Source organism: Nocardia sp. NPDC046763 (assembly GCF_040645495.1).
Taxonomy (GTDB): Bacteria; Actinomycetota; Actinomycetes; order Mycobacteriales; family Mycobacteriaceae; genus Nocardia.
The window spans coordinates 267,638-282,176 of sequence record NZ_JBEYYI010000008.1; the positions used below are offsets into that span (position 1 = coordinate 267,638).

5 protein-coding genes are annotated in these 14,539 nt (G+C 68.4%); 1 reads left to right on the top strand and 4 read right to left on the bottom strand.

Annotation, left to right across the window (positions count from 1 at the left end):
- Window positions 1-3: 3 nt before the first annotated feature.
- Genes ABZ909_RS16415 through ABZ909_RS16425 form a run of 3 tightly spaced genes read right to left on the bottom strand, consistent with a single transcriptional unit; the run spans window position 4 to window position 10,787 of the window.
- Window positions 4-2,052, bottom strand: coding sequence for an AMP-binding protein (locus ABZ909_RS16415; RefSeq protein ID WP_356999868.1), 2,049 nt, complete (start codon window positions 2,050-2,052; stop codon window positions 4-6).
- A gap of 31 nt (window positions 2,053-2,083) precedes the next feature.
- A complete protein-coding gene (locus ABZ909_RS16420) occupies window positions 2,084-4,219 on the bottom strand; it encodes a beta-ketoacyl synthase N-terminal-like domain-containing protein (protein ID WP_356999870.1) in 2,136 nt (711 codons plus the stop codon).
- Window positions 4,220-4,247: 28 nt separating this feature from the next.
- Window positions 4,248-10,787, bottom strand: a complete 6,540-nt coding sequence (locus ABZ909_RS16425; protein ID WP_356999873.1) for a type I polyketide synthase — start codon at window positions 10,785-10,787, stop codon at window positions 4,248-4,250.
- A 348-nt stretch (window positions 10,788-11,135) separates the two neighbouring features.
- On the opposite strand from ABZ909_RS16425, the gene ABZ909_RS16430 reads away from it, so the two are divergent.
- Entirely contained in the window at window positions 11,136-12,875 is a 1,740-nt protein-coding gene (locus tag ABZ909_RS16430; RefSeq protein ID WP_356999876.1) for a hypothetical protein, read from the top strand.
- Window positions 12,876-12,936: 61 nt separating this feature from the next.
- Here ABZ909_RS16430 and ABZ909_RS16435 read toward each other — a convergent pair whose 3' ends face one another.
- Window positions 12,937-14,526 carry a class I adenylate-forming enzyme family protein gene (locus ABZ909_RS16435; protein ID WP_356999879.1) on the bottom strand — a complete coding sequence of 530 codons (1,590 nt, stop codon included), beginning with the start codon at window positions 14,524-14,526 and terminating at the stop codon, window positions 12,937-12,939.
- Window positions 14,527-14,539: the final 13 nt, after the last annotated feature.

Sequence of the window (14,539 nt, forward strand, 5' to 3'; positions counted from 1 at the left end):
TCGTCACCGTCCGCCGCCCTTTCCGCCGCTGCTGCCCGTATTGATCGATGTGTGATTCACCGGTGTACCGGCGGAGGCCAGACGGACCAGTTCCGCGGCATCCATGGCCGTGATTTCGTCCACGCGCCGGGCGAATTCGTCGCCGAGCGCGGGTAGCCGGTCGTCAGGTGGCCGCCGCACCGGCTCGCCGAGCAGGATCGCGCGCAGCCGTCCGGCGAGTGATTCCGGTGTGGGGTAGTCGAATACGGCCGTCACGGGCAGATCCACTCCGGTGACGACCACCAGCTGATTGCGCAACCCGACCGCGCCCAGTGAGGTGATCCCCCAGTCCTTGAAGGTCCCGTCCATGCGACGGCGTCCCGCACCCAGAATCAGCGCAACCGATTCCAGAATGCGGTCGCCGAGCAGTGCTATGCCGTCGGCGGGTGAGAGCCCTGCCAGCCGGGCCCGTAGCTGTGCGCGGACCTCGGCGTCCGGCGGCGCCCATCCGGTCGCGAGATCCTCTGCTTCCGGTGGCGCGGCCGCCAGCCAGCGCATCGGCAGACCAGACAGCTCTTGGCGACGCACCTTGCCCGAGCCGGTACGCGGCACCGCGTCGATTTCGTACAGGTCCACCGGAATCTTTGTGTGTGACAGCATCTTCCGGCATTCAGCGAAGACAGACCCGGCACTCGGACGGTCCGGCCCGAGCACCAGCAGCGCGACCGGCACCTCACCCAGCGACTCATGGGCCTTGCCGATGACCGCCGCGTCCAGCACCCCGGGAACGGCCGTAAGGGCGTTCTCGATCTCCGCGGGGTGGATGTTCTCACCTCCGCGAATGATGAGCTCCTTGAGCCGGCCCGTGATCCACAGCGCACCCAGCGAGTCGCGGCGGCCCAGATCACCGGTGCGCAACCACTCTCCACGCAGCACGGTGGCGGTCAGCTCCGGCTGTCGGTGATACCCGAGCATGACGCCCGGGCCCGCGACCCACAGCTCCCCCTCCGCGCCGGTCGGCACATCGGCACCGGTGCTCGGATCCACCACGCGCACACTGGTTCCCAGCACTGGATAGCCGGCCGATTTCGGGGTGTTTCGATTCGAGGACGGGTTGATGGTGATCGGCCCGCTGGTCTCGCTCGCGCCGTAGGTGTTCAGCAGCGGCACTCCGAGTACCGCCTCGACCCGCTCCCCGAGTTCGGCGGAGCCGGGCGCGCCACCGAACCAGCACGCCCGCAGCGCATCCGGGCGCGGCCGGGTCTGTCCTTCCGAAGCCTGGATCAGGCGGTGGAACATGGTCGGCACACCGACCAGCACGGTCGCCCGCGAGGAGTGCAGTGCTTCGAGCAGCGGCCCGGCGGCATATCCGTCGATCAGCCACGCGCCCGCGCCCACCGCCACGGTGCCCACGACACCCAGGTGGTGCCCCAGGCAATGGGAGAGCGGCAGCGGCCACAGCAACCGATCGTCCCCACACAGTCCGAGCCAGGGGACGTAGCCGGCCACCGTGCCCCACAGGGCCTTGGTGAGCGTGGTGACCACGCCCTTGGGCTGCCCGGTGGTGCCCGAGGTGTAGAGGATCCACCCGGCCTCGTCGACGCCGAGATCATCGCGAGGCGGGACGACGGATTCACGGGTAGCCAGGGTCTCGAAATCGAGGTCACCGCCGGGTTCGCCGCCGGCGACGATGATCCGCAACCCGTGCCGGGCCAGTGTCTGCTGCCGGCGCTGCGCCGAACTCGCATGGGTGACCAGGGTTCTCGCCCCGCTGTCGGCCAGAATGTGGTCGAGCTCGGCATCGGAACAGTACGGATTGATCGGCACGCCGACAGCCGCGGCACGGGCCACGCCGAGATAGCTCTCGGCCATCTCGACGGTGTTGCCGAGCATCAGCGCCACGCGATCGCCGCGCTCACAGCCCAGATTGGCGGCGATGCGCCCGGTTCGGGCCGCGAGCTCCGCGTAGGTCACCGCGCGCCGGGCATCGGCGAACGCGATGCGGTCGCCGAAGGCGGCTGCGTTGCCGTGCAACTGCTCGGGCAACGGCCGGATGAGGTCAGTGCGTAACATGGGATTTCCTCGATCTCGATGCGCTGCCGCTTCAGGACTGCGGCAGTGAGGAGCCGTCCGTGTCCAGGTGGAAGTGCACCCGGAACTCCTCCTCCAGCTGTGAGCCGTCATTGCCGAGCTGTGTTGCGGCGGATCCGGATTCGACGTCGGGATTGATGAAGAAACGCCGTCGCTGGAACGCATAGGTCGGCAGATCCACGGTCCGGACCGCGCGACCGGCGTAGACCGCCGGCCAATCCAGCTCCGCGCCGCCGGTCCAGGCGATCGCCGCCGCCGCACCCGGGTCCGTGGCGTCCACCTCCACCGCCCCGGGCGTGGGGCGCGTGTAATCGTCCGGCGCACCCCATGCTTCGAGGAGACCGGCGGCCGCCGCCACCGCGGCGTCGGCCGCGGGAGCACCGGCCGCGAATGCGGCGTCGTAGGCCGATGCGAAGGCCGGATACGCCGACCGGGCCTGGTGATCGGCACCGATTCCCTTGCCGGAGAAGACAAGTGTGAATTCGGCGGGCTTACCCGTACGACCCAGGTACACACCCGCCGCGGTCGTGGCCTCCGCCACCGCGGTCAGCCCGGCAATCGCCGTCTCCCGGGTGTCGGCGACCACCGCCGCGCGGTGTTCCAGCGCGGTCCGGGTGGTCGCGAGCGAGAAGCTCACGTCCCGCAGGTCCGTATCCGGATGGGCGACGAGCCAATCGCGCAGCTTGGCCGCCTGCGCCCGCAACGCCTCCTCCGTCTTTCCCGAAATAACCAGTGGCAGAGCAGTTTCGGTGTCCCGCGGCAGTTCCTCGACAATCTGCTCGGGAGCCTCCTCCACAATGACGTGCAGGTTGGTGCCGCTGAAACCGAACGAGGAGACGCCCGCCCGCCGCGGGTGCTCAGCACGGACCCACGGCTGTTTGGTCGTCGGCAGCCGTACCTCCCCCGCGTCCCAGTCGACGTGCGGTGTAGGCGCGTCGACCCCGAGGGTGGGCGGTACCAGGTCGTGCCGCATCGCCTCCACCATCTTGATCACGCCGGCCACGCCCGCCGCGGCCTGGGTGTGCCCGAGATTCGATTTCACCGATCCCAGCCACAGCGGCTTGCCCTCCGGACGATCCTTGCCATAGGTGGCGAGCACCGCCTGCGCCTCGATGGGATCGCCCAGCACGGTGCCGGTGCCATGCGCCTCGACGACGTCCACCTCGGCCGCGCTGACCCGAGCGTTGCTGAGCGCCTGCCGGATCACTTTCTGCTGAGCCCGCCCACTCGGTGCGGTGAGTCCGTTGGACGCACCGTCCTGGTTGGCGGCCGACCCCCGGATCAGTGCCAGTACCGGATGCCCGTTGCGCCGGGCGTCGGAAAGCCGCTCGAGCATGAGCATGCCCGCGCCCTCCCCCCAGCCCGTGCCATCGGCGGCCGCCGCGAACGGCTTGGGCCGGCCGTTCTGGGCCAGCGCCCGCAGCCGTGAGAAAGCCACGAACCACAGGGGTAGCGACATCACCATGATGCCGCCGGCCAGGGCCATCGAGACCTCACCGGATCGCAGTGCCGCGCAAGCCTGATGGATGGCCGTCAGTGAAGACGAGCATGAGGTGTCGACCATGACGGCGGGGCCCTCGAGGCCGAGCAGATAGGAAATGCGGCCGGCGGCGACGGCGACGGCGCTGCCGGTCATGAGGTAGCCCTCGACCCCGATCCAGTGCTTGTTGAAGCCCACCCACTCGTAGGACTGGGTGCTCATCCCCAAATAGAGACCGGTCGTACTGCCGCGCAGCGAGCCGGGCTCGATGCGCGAACGTTCTATTGCCTCCCAAGCGATTTCGAGCAGGATCCGATGCTGCGGGTCCATGACGCGCGCCTCGATCGGCGGAATCCCGAAGAATTTCGCGTCGAAATCGTAGGCGTCGTAGAGGAAGGTGCCCTCATCGACGTAACTGCCGCCATTGAGGCCCAGCCAGTGATGCCAGGAGCGATCGGTGGGCAGCGGACCGAACAGGTCGCGACCGTCCTCGAGCGTTTCCCAGAACTGGTCCGGGGTTTGTACCCCGCCGGGAAATCGGCATGACATCCCGGTGATCGCAATGGGTTCCACGGCGCGGGCCTCGAGCTCGTCGAGGCGGCGCTGGGTATCCTTCAGCTCCACCGCAGCCTTCTTCAGGTATCGGCGGAGTTCTTCTTCGCTTGCCATGATTTCTCCTGGTCCTGCGCGACGGTGGTCAGGCGAGGCTGGAGGGCCGGGCCTGGTCGATGAAATCGAAGAGCTCGTCGTCCTCGGCGGTGTCCAGGTCGATTCCGGAATCGTTGTCGCCCTGCAGTTTCCGGATGATCTCGTTCAATTTGTCGGCCAGCAGCGAGATTTCGGCCTTGCCCAATTCGACGCCTGTGCAGGCCGTCGAGAGCACATCGGCCTGGGCCACCAGCCGCGCCACCACATCGTCGGCGGGCGCGATCTCCTCGCGGATGTAACCGGCCAGCGCGAGCGGGGTCGGGTAGTCGAACACGACGGTGGTCGAGAGTTTCAGGCCGGTGGAGGATTTCAGCCGGTTGCGGAACTCGACCGCGCCCAGGGAGTCGAAACCCAGATCCTTGAAGGCGTGATCGGCGCCCACCGAGTCGGCGGAGTCGTGCCCGAGTACCGCCGCGGCATGCGAGCGGATCAGATCCAGCAGCACCTTCTCCTGCTCGGCGGGATTCAACCCGCTCAGGCTGGCGACCAGCTTCGACGCCTGCTCGGCGCCGGCGTCCGCGGCGCGGCGCACCGACCGCACCAGACCGCGCAGCACGGGCGGCAGCATGGCGGCATCGACGTTACGCAGCACCGCCGTGTCGATGCGGGAGGCCACCACGTAGGACTGACCGGAGACGACGGCGCCGTCCAGCATCGCGACACCGTCCTCGGTCGCGATCGGGATGAAACCACCCGCCCGCAACCTGGCGCGATCAGTGTCGCTGAGCGCCCCGGTCATCCCGGTGGCCTGCTCCCACAGGCCCCAGGCGATCGAGGTCGCCGCCAGGCCCCGGCGGCGGCGCAGCGTGGCCAGCGCGTCCAGGAACGAGTTGGCCGCCGCATAGTTCGACTGTCCCGGCGAACCGAAGACCGCCGCCACCGAGGAGAAGGTGACGAACATCTTCAGGTCGAGATCCTGGGTCGCCTCATGCAGGTGCCAGGCAGCATCGGCCTTGGGCGCGAGCACCTTCGCGACCCGTTCGGGTGTCTGCCCGGTGAACAGCCCGTCATCGATGATGCCGGCCGCGTGTACCACGCCGGTCAGCGGATGCGCCGGATCGATGCCCGCCACCAACGCCCGCACAGCCGTGCCATCGGAGACATCGCAGGCCACCACCTCGACACTCGCGCCCGCGGCCGACAGCTCCTCGACCAGTTCCGCGGCGCCTTCGGCCGCCGGCCCCCGCCGCGAGGTGAGTACCAGGTGGTCAACACCGCGCTCCTGCACCAGGTGACGGGCCACCACCGCACCCAGACCACCGGTACCACCGGTGATCAGCACCGTGCCCGCCGGATCGGGCTGCGCAGGGATTGTCAGCACGTTCTTACCGACGTGCCGGGCCTGAGACAGGTAGCGGAACGCCTCGGGCGCCCGGCGCACATCCCACAGTGTCAGCGGAAGCGGCTGCAGCACACCGGATTCGAACAGCGAAACCAGCTTCGTCAGGATCTCCTGCAGCCGCTGCGCACCCGCCTCCATGAGCACGAAGCCGCGGTAGTCCACGCCCGGGTGGGCGGCGGCGACCTCTGCGGGTTCGCGTACGTCGGTCAGACCCATCTCGATGAACCGACCGCCGCGCGGCAGCAGACGCAACGAGGCATCGACGAAATCGCCCGCCAGCGAGTCCAGCACGACATCCACACCGCGACCGTCGGTCTGCGCCAGGAACTTCTGTTCGAAGTCCAAGGTCCGCGAATTGCCGATGTGACTGTCCTCGAATCCCATGCCGTGCAGCACCGGCCATTTCGGCTCCGATGCCGTCACGTAGATCTCCGCGCCCAAATGCCGGGCCAGCTGCACAGCCGCCATGCCGACACCGCCGGTGGCGGCGTGGATCAACAGGGACTCACCAGCTTTCAGCCCGGCCAGATCGACCAGGGCATAGTAGGCGGTGCCGAACACCGCCGGCGCCGAGGCAGCCTGCTCGAAGGTCCATCGCGACGGCATCTCGACAACGGCGGACTGATCGGTCACCACCGTCGAGCCGACACCCGCGAACAGGCCCATGACCCGGTCACCGGGCCGGAACCTGGTGACGCCGGGGCCGACGTTCACGACCACACCCGCACCCTCACCACCCACCGGTGTCCCCTCGATCGGGTACATGCCCAGGGTGATCAGGACATCGCGGAAGTTCATGCCAGCGGCCCGCAGTTGCACCCGGACCTGTCCGTGCTCGAGGTCGGCGGTGTCGTCGCCTGGCTCGAGGATCATGTTGTCGCCGTTGAGGGTTCCCTTGTCCAGGATGCCCAGCCGCCACGGTGAACCGGATTCGGCGAGATGCGCCCCGGTCGTGGTATCGGCGCCCGCCCGCACCAATCGTGGCACCAGCAGCCCGCCGCGCCGCTGTGCCGCCTGCGGCTCGTCCGCGGCCAGCATCGCGGCCACGGCGGCCCGTCGCGGTTCGGGCGCGGCGCTGTGCGCGTCGAGGTCGAGCAGCAGCACGCGACCGTCGTTCTCGCTCTGCGCGCTACGCAGCAGACCCCAGACGGCGGCGCTCGCGGGATCGATGTCCTCACCGCCGTCCACGGCTATCCCGTTGCGGGTGACGACAACCAGGGCGGCATTCGTGTAATCCTGTTGCGCCAGAAGCCATTGCACGCGCTCGAGGGCCCCGGCGGTCCGTGAGTGCAGTGCGGCCAGCGGTGTCTGCGCCGACGGCGCCGGAGTGGTGAGGGCGATGACGTCGCGTCCGGCGACGGTGCCCCGCTCCAGCTCCCACAGACCGGTTCCGTTGCTGGACACCGTCGGATCCGGCAGCGCCAACCATTCGCCGGCGCCGTCCACTTCCTTGGATGGCGCGGCGACCCAGCTCAGCCCGAACAACGCGTCGGCGACCGAGGAAGACGGCCCGGCCAGCGCCTCGGCCGAGATCGCGCGCACCGTCAGCGATTCCACCCGGGCGACCGCGCCGCCGGTGGGGTCGGCCATGATCAATTCCATCTTGTCGCCGGCCTGCGTCAGCTTCACCCGCAAGGCGGACGCGCCCACCGCGGCCAGCGAGACGCCCTCCCAGGCGAAGGGCAGCTTCACGGTCTCGACATCCCCGGATACGAGTGCCCCGACCAGCGAGATGTGCAGGGCCGAGTCCAACAGCGCCGGGTGCAGACCGAACTTCCCGGCGTCACCGGCGGCCTGCTCCGGCAGCGCCACCTCGGCGAACCACTCCTCCCCGCGTCTCCATACCGATTTCAGACCCCGGAAAACCGGGCCGTAACCGTAGCCGCCCGCGGCGAAGATGTCGTAGACGTCGCCGACCTCGACCGCGGCCGCGCCGACCGGCGGCCACAACTGGAGATCATCGACCGGAATATCCTCGGCCGCGGCCGAATCCAGTACGCCGGTGGCGTGGGCGATCCACGGACCGGCCTCGGCGTCGGGCAGCTGGGCCCGGGAGAACACTCCGAGCTGCCACTCGTCGGTGTCCTGACCACCCGAGACCCGGACCTGGATCTGCACCGCGCCGCGATCGGGAATCACCAGCGGGGCAGCCAGCATCAGCTCGCCCAGCCGGGCGGCCCCGACTGCGTTCGCGGCATAGAGGGCCAGCTCCACGAAGGCAGTACCCGGCAGCAGTACCCGGCCCCCCACCGCGTGGTCGGCCAACCATGGGTGCGAAGACAACGAGAGACGACCGGTCAGCAGGACATCCCCGCCGTCGGCCACGCTCACCACCGCACCCAGCAACGGATGCTCGGCGGCGCCGAGTCCCAGCTGGCGCGGATCGCCCGAGCCGGTGCCCTCCACCACCCAGTAGGTCCGCTGATCGAAGGCGTAGGTGGGCAATTCGACGAGTTCCGCACCGGAACCGGCGAACAGGGCGGCCCAGTCCACGGCGGTCCCGCGTCCGTGGGCGGTGCCCAGCGCGGTCAGCAGCGACATCGCCTCCGGACGCAGCGCGCGCAACGCCGGGACGGCCGCGAATTCGGGACCGCCCTCGGTCTCGTCGGCATCCTCGGCCAGGGTCGCGGTGACCAACGCGGTCAAGGCCGCGGTCGGCCCGACCTCCAGGAAGGTCGAACCCGCCTTGGCCACCCGCGCCGCCTCGGCGATACCCGCGGCGAAGCGCACCGGTGCGCCGACGTGGCTCACCCAGTACTCCGGGTCGCGCAGGCGCTCGGCGGTGGCGATGGCGCCGGTGACGTTCGAAATCACCGGCAGCGTGGCTTCGTGATAGGTCAATTCGGCGCAGACGGAACGGAATTGATCGAGCATCGGCGTCATCAGGGGCGAATGGAAGGCATGGCTCACCCGCAACCGCGTCGCCTTCACACCGGTCGCCTCGACGGCCTTCGCGATCTCCTCGACGACGGCCTCGACCCCCGAAATCACGACGGAGCCAGGCGAATTCACCGCAGCGATACCCACCTCGGACTCCCGGCCCGCCAGCAGCGGAGCGACGGTGTCCTCACCGGCCGCCAGCGCGATCATGGCACCGCCGCCGGGCAGTGCCGCCATGAGGGTGCCGCGCGCGGCTACCAGTTTCACCGCGTCGGGCAGCGTCCAGACGCCGGCCACGTGCGCGGCGGCGATCTCGCCGATCGAATGTCCGACCAGCAGATCGGGATTCACACCCCAGGAACGCATCAGCTCGAACAACGACACCTCGCAGGCGAACAACGCGGCCTGAGTGAAGTCGGTACGGTTGAGCAGCGCGGCGTCGGCGCTCTCGGCCGCGGCGAAGACGATCTCGCGCAGCGGGCGCTCGAGCCGGGCGTCGAACAGTGCGCAGATCTCGTCGAACTTGGCGCGGTACACGGGATACGCGTCATACAGTTCACGGCCCATCTCCGCGCGCTGTGAGCCCTGCCCGGAGAAGACGAACACCGTCTTGCCCTTGACCGAGCCCCCGCCGATGGTCACGCCGGGTGCGGCGCTTCCTCCGGCCAGTTGCTCGAGGCCGGCCAGCAGTTCGCCACGGTCGGATCCGAGCACCACCGCGCGGAAGGGGTGGCGGGCACGCGTGGTCACCAGCGACAGGCCGATATCCGCGGCCGAGATCCGCTCGTCGGCACGTACCCGGGCGAGCAGTCGGCGCGCCTGACCGGTCAGGGCGTCGGCGCTGCGCGCCGAGACGATCCACGGAATGATCCGGGCGTCGGTATCTTCCGGCGCCTCGGCCGGTTCGTCGGCCGTTGTGGTCGCGGTGACCGGAGCCTGCTCCAGGATCACGTGCGCGTTCGTGCCACTGATGCCGAACGAAGAGACCGCCGCACGCCGGGGACGCCCGTTGTCCGGCCAGTCCCGCGCCGCGGCGACCAGTTCGACCGCACCGGCTTCCCAATCCACGTGTGGGGTGGGCGTATCCAAGTGCAGTGTCGGCGGCACCACGCCGCGGCGCATCGACTCCACCATCTTGATCACGCCCGCGACGCCGGCGGCGGCGAGGGTGTGCCCGATATTGGACTTCACCGAGCCCAGCAGCAGCGGCTCACCCGTGCGTTCACGCCCGTAGGTGGCCAGCAGCGCGGTCGCCTCGATCGGGTCACCCAACGGGGTACCGGTGCCGTGCGCTTCCATCACGTCCACATCGGCGGCGCCGAGGCGGGCATCGGCCAGGGCGAGCTTGATGACCCGCTGCTGGGACGGCCCGTTCGGGGCGGTCAGACCGTTGCTCGCGCCGTCCTGGTTCACCGCGGTGCCGCGCACGACCGCCAGAATCCGGTGACCGTTGCGCTCGGCGTCCGAGAGCCGCTCCAGCACCAGCACACCAGCGCCCTCGGAAACGCTGAATCCATTGGCGGACTCCGCGAACGACTTGCAGCGCCCATCGGGGGCCAGCGCGCCGAGCGCGCAGAACTCGACGTACTCCGCGGTGCCGGCGATTACTGTCGATCCCCCCGCCAGTGCCATATCGATCTCGCCGGTCCGCAGCGCCTGGACCGCCTGGTGCAGGGCGACCAGCGACGAGGAGCAGGCCGTGTCCACGGTGACCGCGCCGCCCTCGAGGCCCAGGATGTAGGCGATGCGCCCCGAGGCGATACTGCCGGTGTTGCCGGTCATCACCAGCCCGTGGAAGGGCGACTTGTCATCGGGCTCCGGCGGATGAATGGGCGCGATGACGCCGGCGAACACACCCGTCGCGGTGCCGCGCAGCGTGGTGGGATCGATGCCGGCGTTCTCCAGCGCCTCCCAGGCCACCTCGAGCAACTGCCGCTGCTGCGGGTCCATGGCCAGGGCCTCACGCGGCGAGATGCCGAAGAACGCGGCATCGAAATCTCCTGGGCGGGAAAGAAATCCGCCGTGCCGGACATAGGTGGTGCCCTTGTTCTCCCGGTCCGGGTTGTACGCCGACTCGACATCCCATCCACGGTCGGGCGGGAACTCGGTGATCACGTCCAGGCCGGCCAATGCCGTGTCGAACAGGTCGGCGGGGTTCTCGATATCGCCGGGGAAGCGGCAGCCCATACCCACGATTGCGATCGGCTCGTGCGCACGCGCCTCGACATCCTGTAACCGCTGCCGCGTTTCCTGCAGATCGATCGCGGCCTTCTTGAGGTACTTGCGGAGATCGGATTCGGTGGCCATCGTTGTTCACCTTCCTGCGTGTGCGCGTCCATGCCGGAGTTTCCACGGCGGACGTCGCGAGTTCGCGAGAGTTACCCAGCTGCCGAATATTCTTGATATCCAGCCGAATTGGAGATTGATGCTGATGCTCGCCGTCAACCAGCTACGCTGTCGGCTCCCTGCGAATACTGCTGTAATCACCGGCCCGGCCGAAACCCCTAGTCGTCCCCTACCTTCGAAACAGACACCGGCCCCGCACATCTCATGCGCACGGCGATACCCCTATTTCCCCGCTATCACGACTCCTGGTTGCTGCCAATAACTTTCGTGTGCGACAGTCGGCTCCTCCGCCCACTGAGAGAGCCGATAATGGGTAAAGCAAACAATTCACATGCACGGCGCTTCGCGTGCCGTCTGTCACTCGCACTCTGCTGTCTGGCGATTCCGGCCTTTTCCGGACCGGCCACGGCGACACCGGATGCCGCCGACCGCACGGAAACCGTCATCGACACCGCCGACGGCATCACGGTCAGCCGCGTCCAGCTGTACGCACCCATGCTGCCGGGCGCGGCGTCCCATCCCAGCGCTTGCGATTACATCGGATACATCCGCTATCGCCGGACCGGCGGGCCGGACGACCCGGAGCGGTCCGACAGCGTCGTGATCGCCCAACCGGGCGCGTTTCTGGGCGGGTTCAGCCTCGACAATCTCGCCCGCGACACAATCACCGCTGCGGCGGCCCGCGGCAGCTCGCTCGAATTCTGGTCCATGAACCCCAGATTCGGCTGCGCCTTCGACACCACCGGGTTGACCGCGGCCGACGAGGCCGGTGACTATCACCTCGCATGGGACTACTACTTCGGCGGCAAGCCGATCGCGGGCCGTCGTTTCGCGGGCTTCCGTCCGGATTCCGAACTGGGTTATCTGGCCGATATGGGCGCCGCACAGGCGGTGACGGATCAGTACACGATCATGCGGCACGACCTGCCAGATCCGGACTTCCGCGCCACGCGCACCTTCTGCGGCGGTCACTCCGACGGCGCGCTCATGGCGGGCTGGTTCGCCTCCTGGGACTTCGGCGACGGTGGCCCCGGGTACCAGCAGTGCGCTGGAATGTACGCTCTGGAGAGCCTGGCCACCTCCGATGCCGTTGCGATCCAGGACAATCCGTTCACCAAGTACGTCGCCTCCGTACTACCGGGAGCCACTCATGCGGACATGGTGGCCGCGACCCGCGCCGGCACACTGCAGCGCAGCTTCAACAACACCCCCGGATTCAATCCGCAGTGGTGGACGCTGGTGACCATCGCCGGCATCGCGGCACACTACGCCCCGGACGCGGAGACCGATCTCAACAAACTGGCGGCGGGCGTCCCCGCGCTGACGTCCTCGTTCCGGGTGATGTTGGGCGGCACCTATGCCGATGCCGCCTTCGGCATCGACGGCCTCGAACAGTTCCGGTTCACCAACACCGCGTTCCTCGGCACACTGCTCGACGACAATTCACTCAATATCGGGCTGACGCTGGCCAGTGTGGGTGCGCTCAGCGGTGGGCCGGTGGCGCCCAAGGACTTTCCGGCCGACGACGCCTTTGTGCGGTCCATTCCGCTGGTCGGTGACCTACTGTTGCGCACGGTGACCGGCGGCAGCATCCGGGTACGGCCCACCGACAAGTCCGCGCTCTATACCTGGAAGCGCTTCGACGAACTCGACGACGAGGTGTGGTTCACCGACAAGACCAAGGAGACCGTGGACATCCGTGACATCGCGCGGGTACTGGCCACCAGCCACGGTGACTTCGTCGAACCGTATTTCCCGTTCCGCTACGAGGCGGTCGACAATCCGATGATCCAAACCGGTGCGCGCGATGGCGATCTGGCGCCCATGCGGTTCGACACCCAGGCCCGCGCGAAGCCGACCCTCACGGTCTGGGGCACCGAGAGCCAGGAAGGAACGCTGGTGGCCCCGATCATGCCGCGCGACAGCATTCTGGTGCCCGGCTACCACCACTATGATCCCCCGCTCGCAGCGACCAGGCAGAACGACGGATCCTTCGAGCACTTCGCCGATATTCTGGCCGGATACGTAACAGCTCGGCATCCGAGCTGAGACAGCGCGGCGGCGGTGGTCCCACTCTCCGGAGTGCGTCCACCGCCGCCGCTCTGTTGGTCTAGAGCTCCCCCGCCCCCAGGAATCCCGTCTCCGACAGCGTCGGCAGGGTGTTCCGTTCGAGCATCCGCTGCAATTCCAGACGCCGCACCTTCGCGGTGGCGGTCAGCGGCAGATCGCTCCAGCGCACGTGCAGGGGCGCGTGCATGTCGGGCAGGTCCGCGATCGCCGCCTGCCAGGCCGGCATATCCAGTGGCTCATCGAATTTCGTGCATACCAGCAGCAGCAGCCGAGCACCGCCGCCGGGAAGGACGATCACCTCGCGCAGCTGGGTCAGCCGTCGCATCAGGACGTCTTCGATCGCCAGCCCGCTGGGCAGACCGTCGATCTGATCGACCTGGCGGTCCATCAGGTGCAGGCAGCCCCAGCGACTGCGGTAGCCGACATCGCCCATGTCCCACCACCCCCCGTCGCACTGGGCAGCGAAGCGCTCGTCCTGGCCGACGTAGGTCAGGGCGCGTCCCCGGGAGGAGACCTCGATGCGGGCCGGATTCGACGGGGTGCCCGCGGTGCGGAATCGGGTCCGCCCGATCAGCGGATACCCCACACAGCGATCGTGCGCCCACCGCACCACCGACCGCGTGTAGAACTTGATGGTCGCCGGACCCGACTCGGTCTGGCCGTAGCCCTGGAAGTACACCACGAATCTGCGATCGGTGGCCGCCATCAACCGGCGCACCGTCCGCAGATGTATCGCGTCGAAGGTATTGATGAAGAACCGGACCTGCCGCAGCGGCCGGGTGGGGTCGCTGGCGAACTGCTCCCACTCGACGAACTGATTCGGATGGGTCTCGATCAGCCCGGGTTTGAAGCGCAGGAACACTTCCCGTGCGGTGTCGAGATCGGCGTCGGCGAGCAGCGCGAACGGCCAGCCCCGTCGTAGCACGGTGCCGAGCGCGGAATAGGTGCGGATGTGCACGAACGACGTGCACATCGCCCACCGCAACGGAATTCGGGCCCGCAGCTTGCTGACCCGGTACTGGAACCCGATATGCGCCTCGAGTCCGGCCGCGGTCTGTGCGACCAGTTTGGGCAACCCGGTCGTCCCCGAGGTGTGGGTGATGATCCGGGTGGCGTCCGGGTCCGAGTCCGGGGGGACCGGCACGTCGACCGGCAACACGTCACCGACGGTGGTGAACCCGGCCACCCGGCCTGCCGCGAGCAGCACGGTCGCCTCGCCGTGTGCCGCCTGCCGCGGATCCCACCCGCGGCCGGTGACCTTCTCCGAATCGGTCAGGATGAACTGCGGATTCAACACTTGGACCAGTTCGCTGGCGGACGCCACCGACAGGAATGAATGCACCAGCGCAGGTACCGCACCGATGCGCGCCACCGCCAGTGCGATCGCGACGATATCGGCATTGTTGGTCTTGTAGACCACCACCCGATCCCCCGGTCGCACCCCCAGCGCGTACAGCCGGCCTGCGAAGGACTCCACCACCGCGGCCAGATCCGCGACGGTGAAACTGGTTCCGAGATCGGGCTGGATCGCGAACGGCTTGTCGAGCATCACCTCCACGTCCGGTTTGCGCTCCGCTGCCCGCTGGACCATCAGTCCCGGATCGAAGTGCGGATGTCGTTTCTCGCCCATTTGCCGAACCCCC

Excerpts from the sequence above, each read along its gene's own strand:
- ABZ909_RS16435 (WP_356999879.1), bottom strand. The coding sequence starts at position 14,526 with ATGGGCGAGAAACGACATCCGCACTTCGATCCGGGACTGATGGTCCAG.
- ABZ909_RS16420 (WP_356999870.1), bottom strand. The coding sequence starts at position 4,219 with ATGGCAAGCGAAGAAGAACTCCGCCGATACCTGAAGAAGGCTGCGGTG.
- ABZ909_RS16415 (WP_356999868.1), bottom strand. The coding sequence starts at position 2,052 with ATGTTACGCACTGACCTCATCCGGCCGTTGCCCGAGCAGTTGCACGGC.
- ABZ909_RS16425 (WP_356999873.1), bottom strand. The coding sequence starts at position 10,787 with ATGGCCACCGAATCCGATCTCCGCAAGTACCTCAAGAAGGCCGCGATC.
- ABZ909_RS16430 (WP_356999876.1), top strand. The coding sequence starts at position 11,136 with ATGGGTAAAGCAAACAATTCACATGCACGGCGCTTCGCGTGCCGTCTG.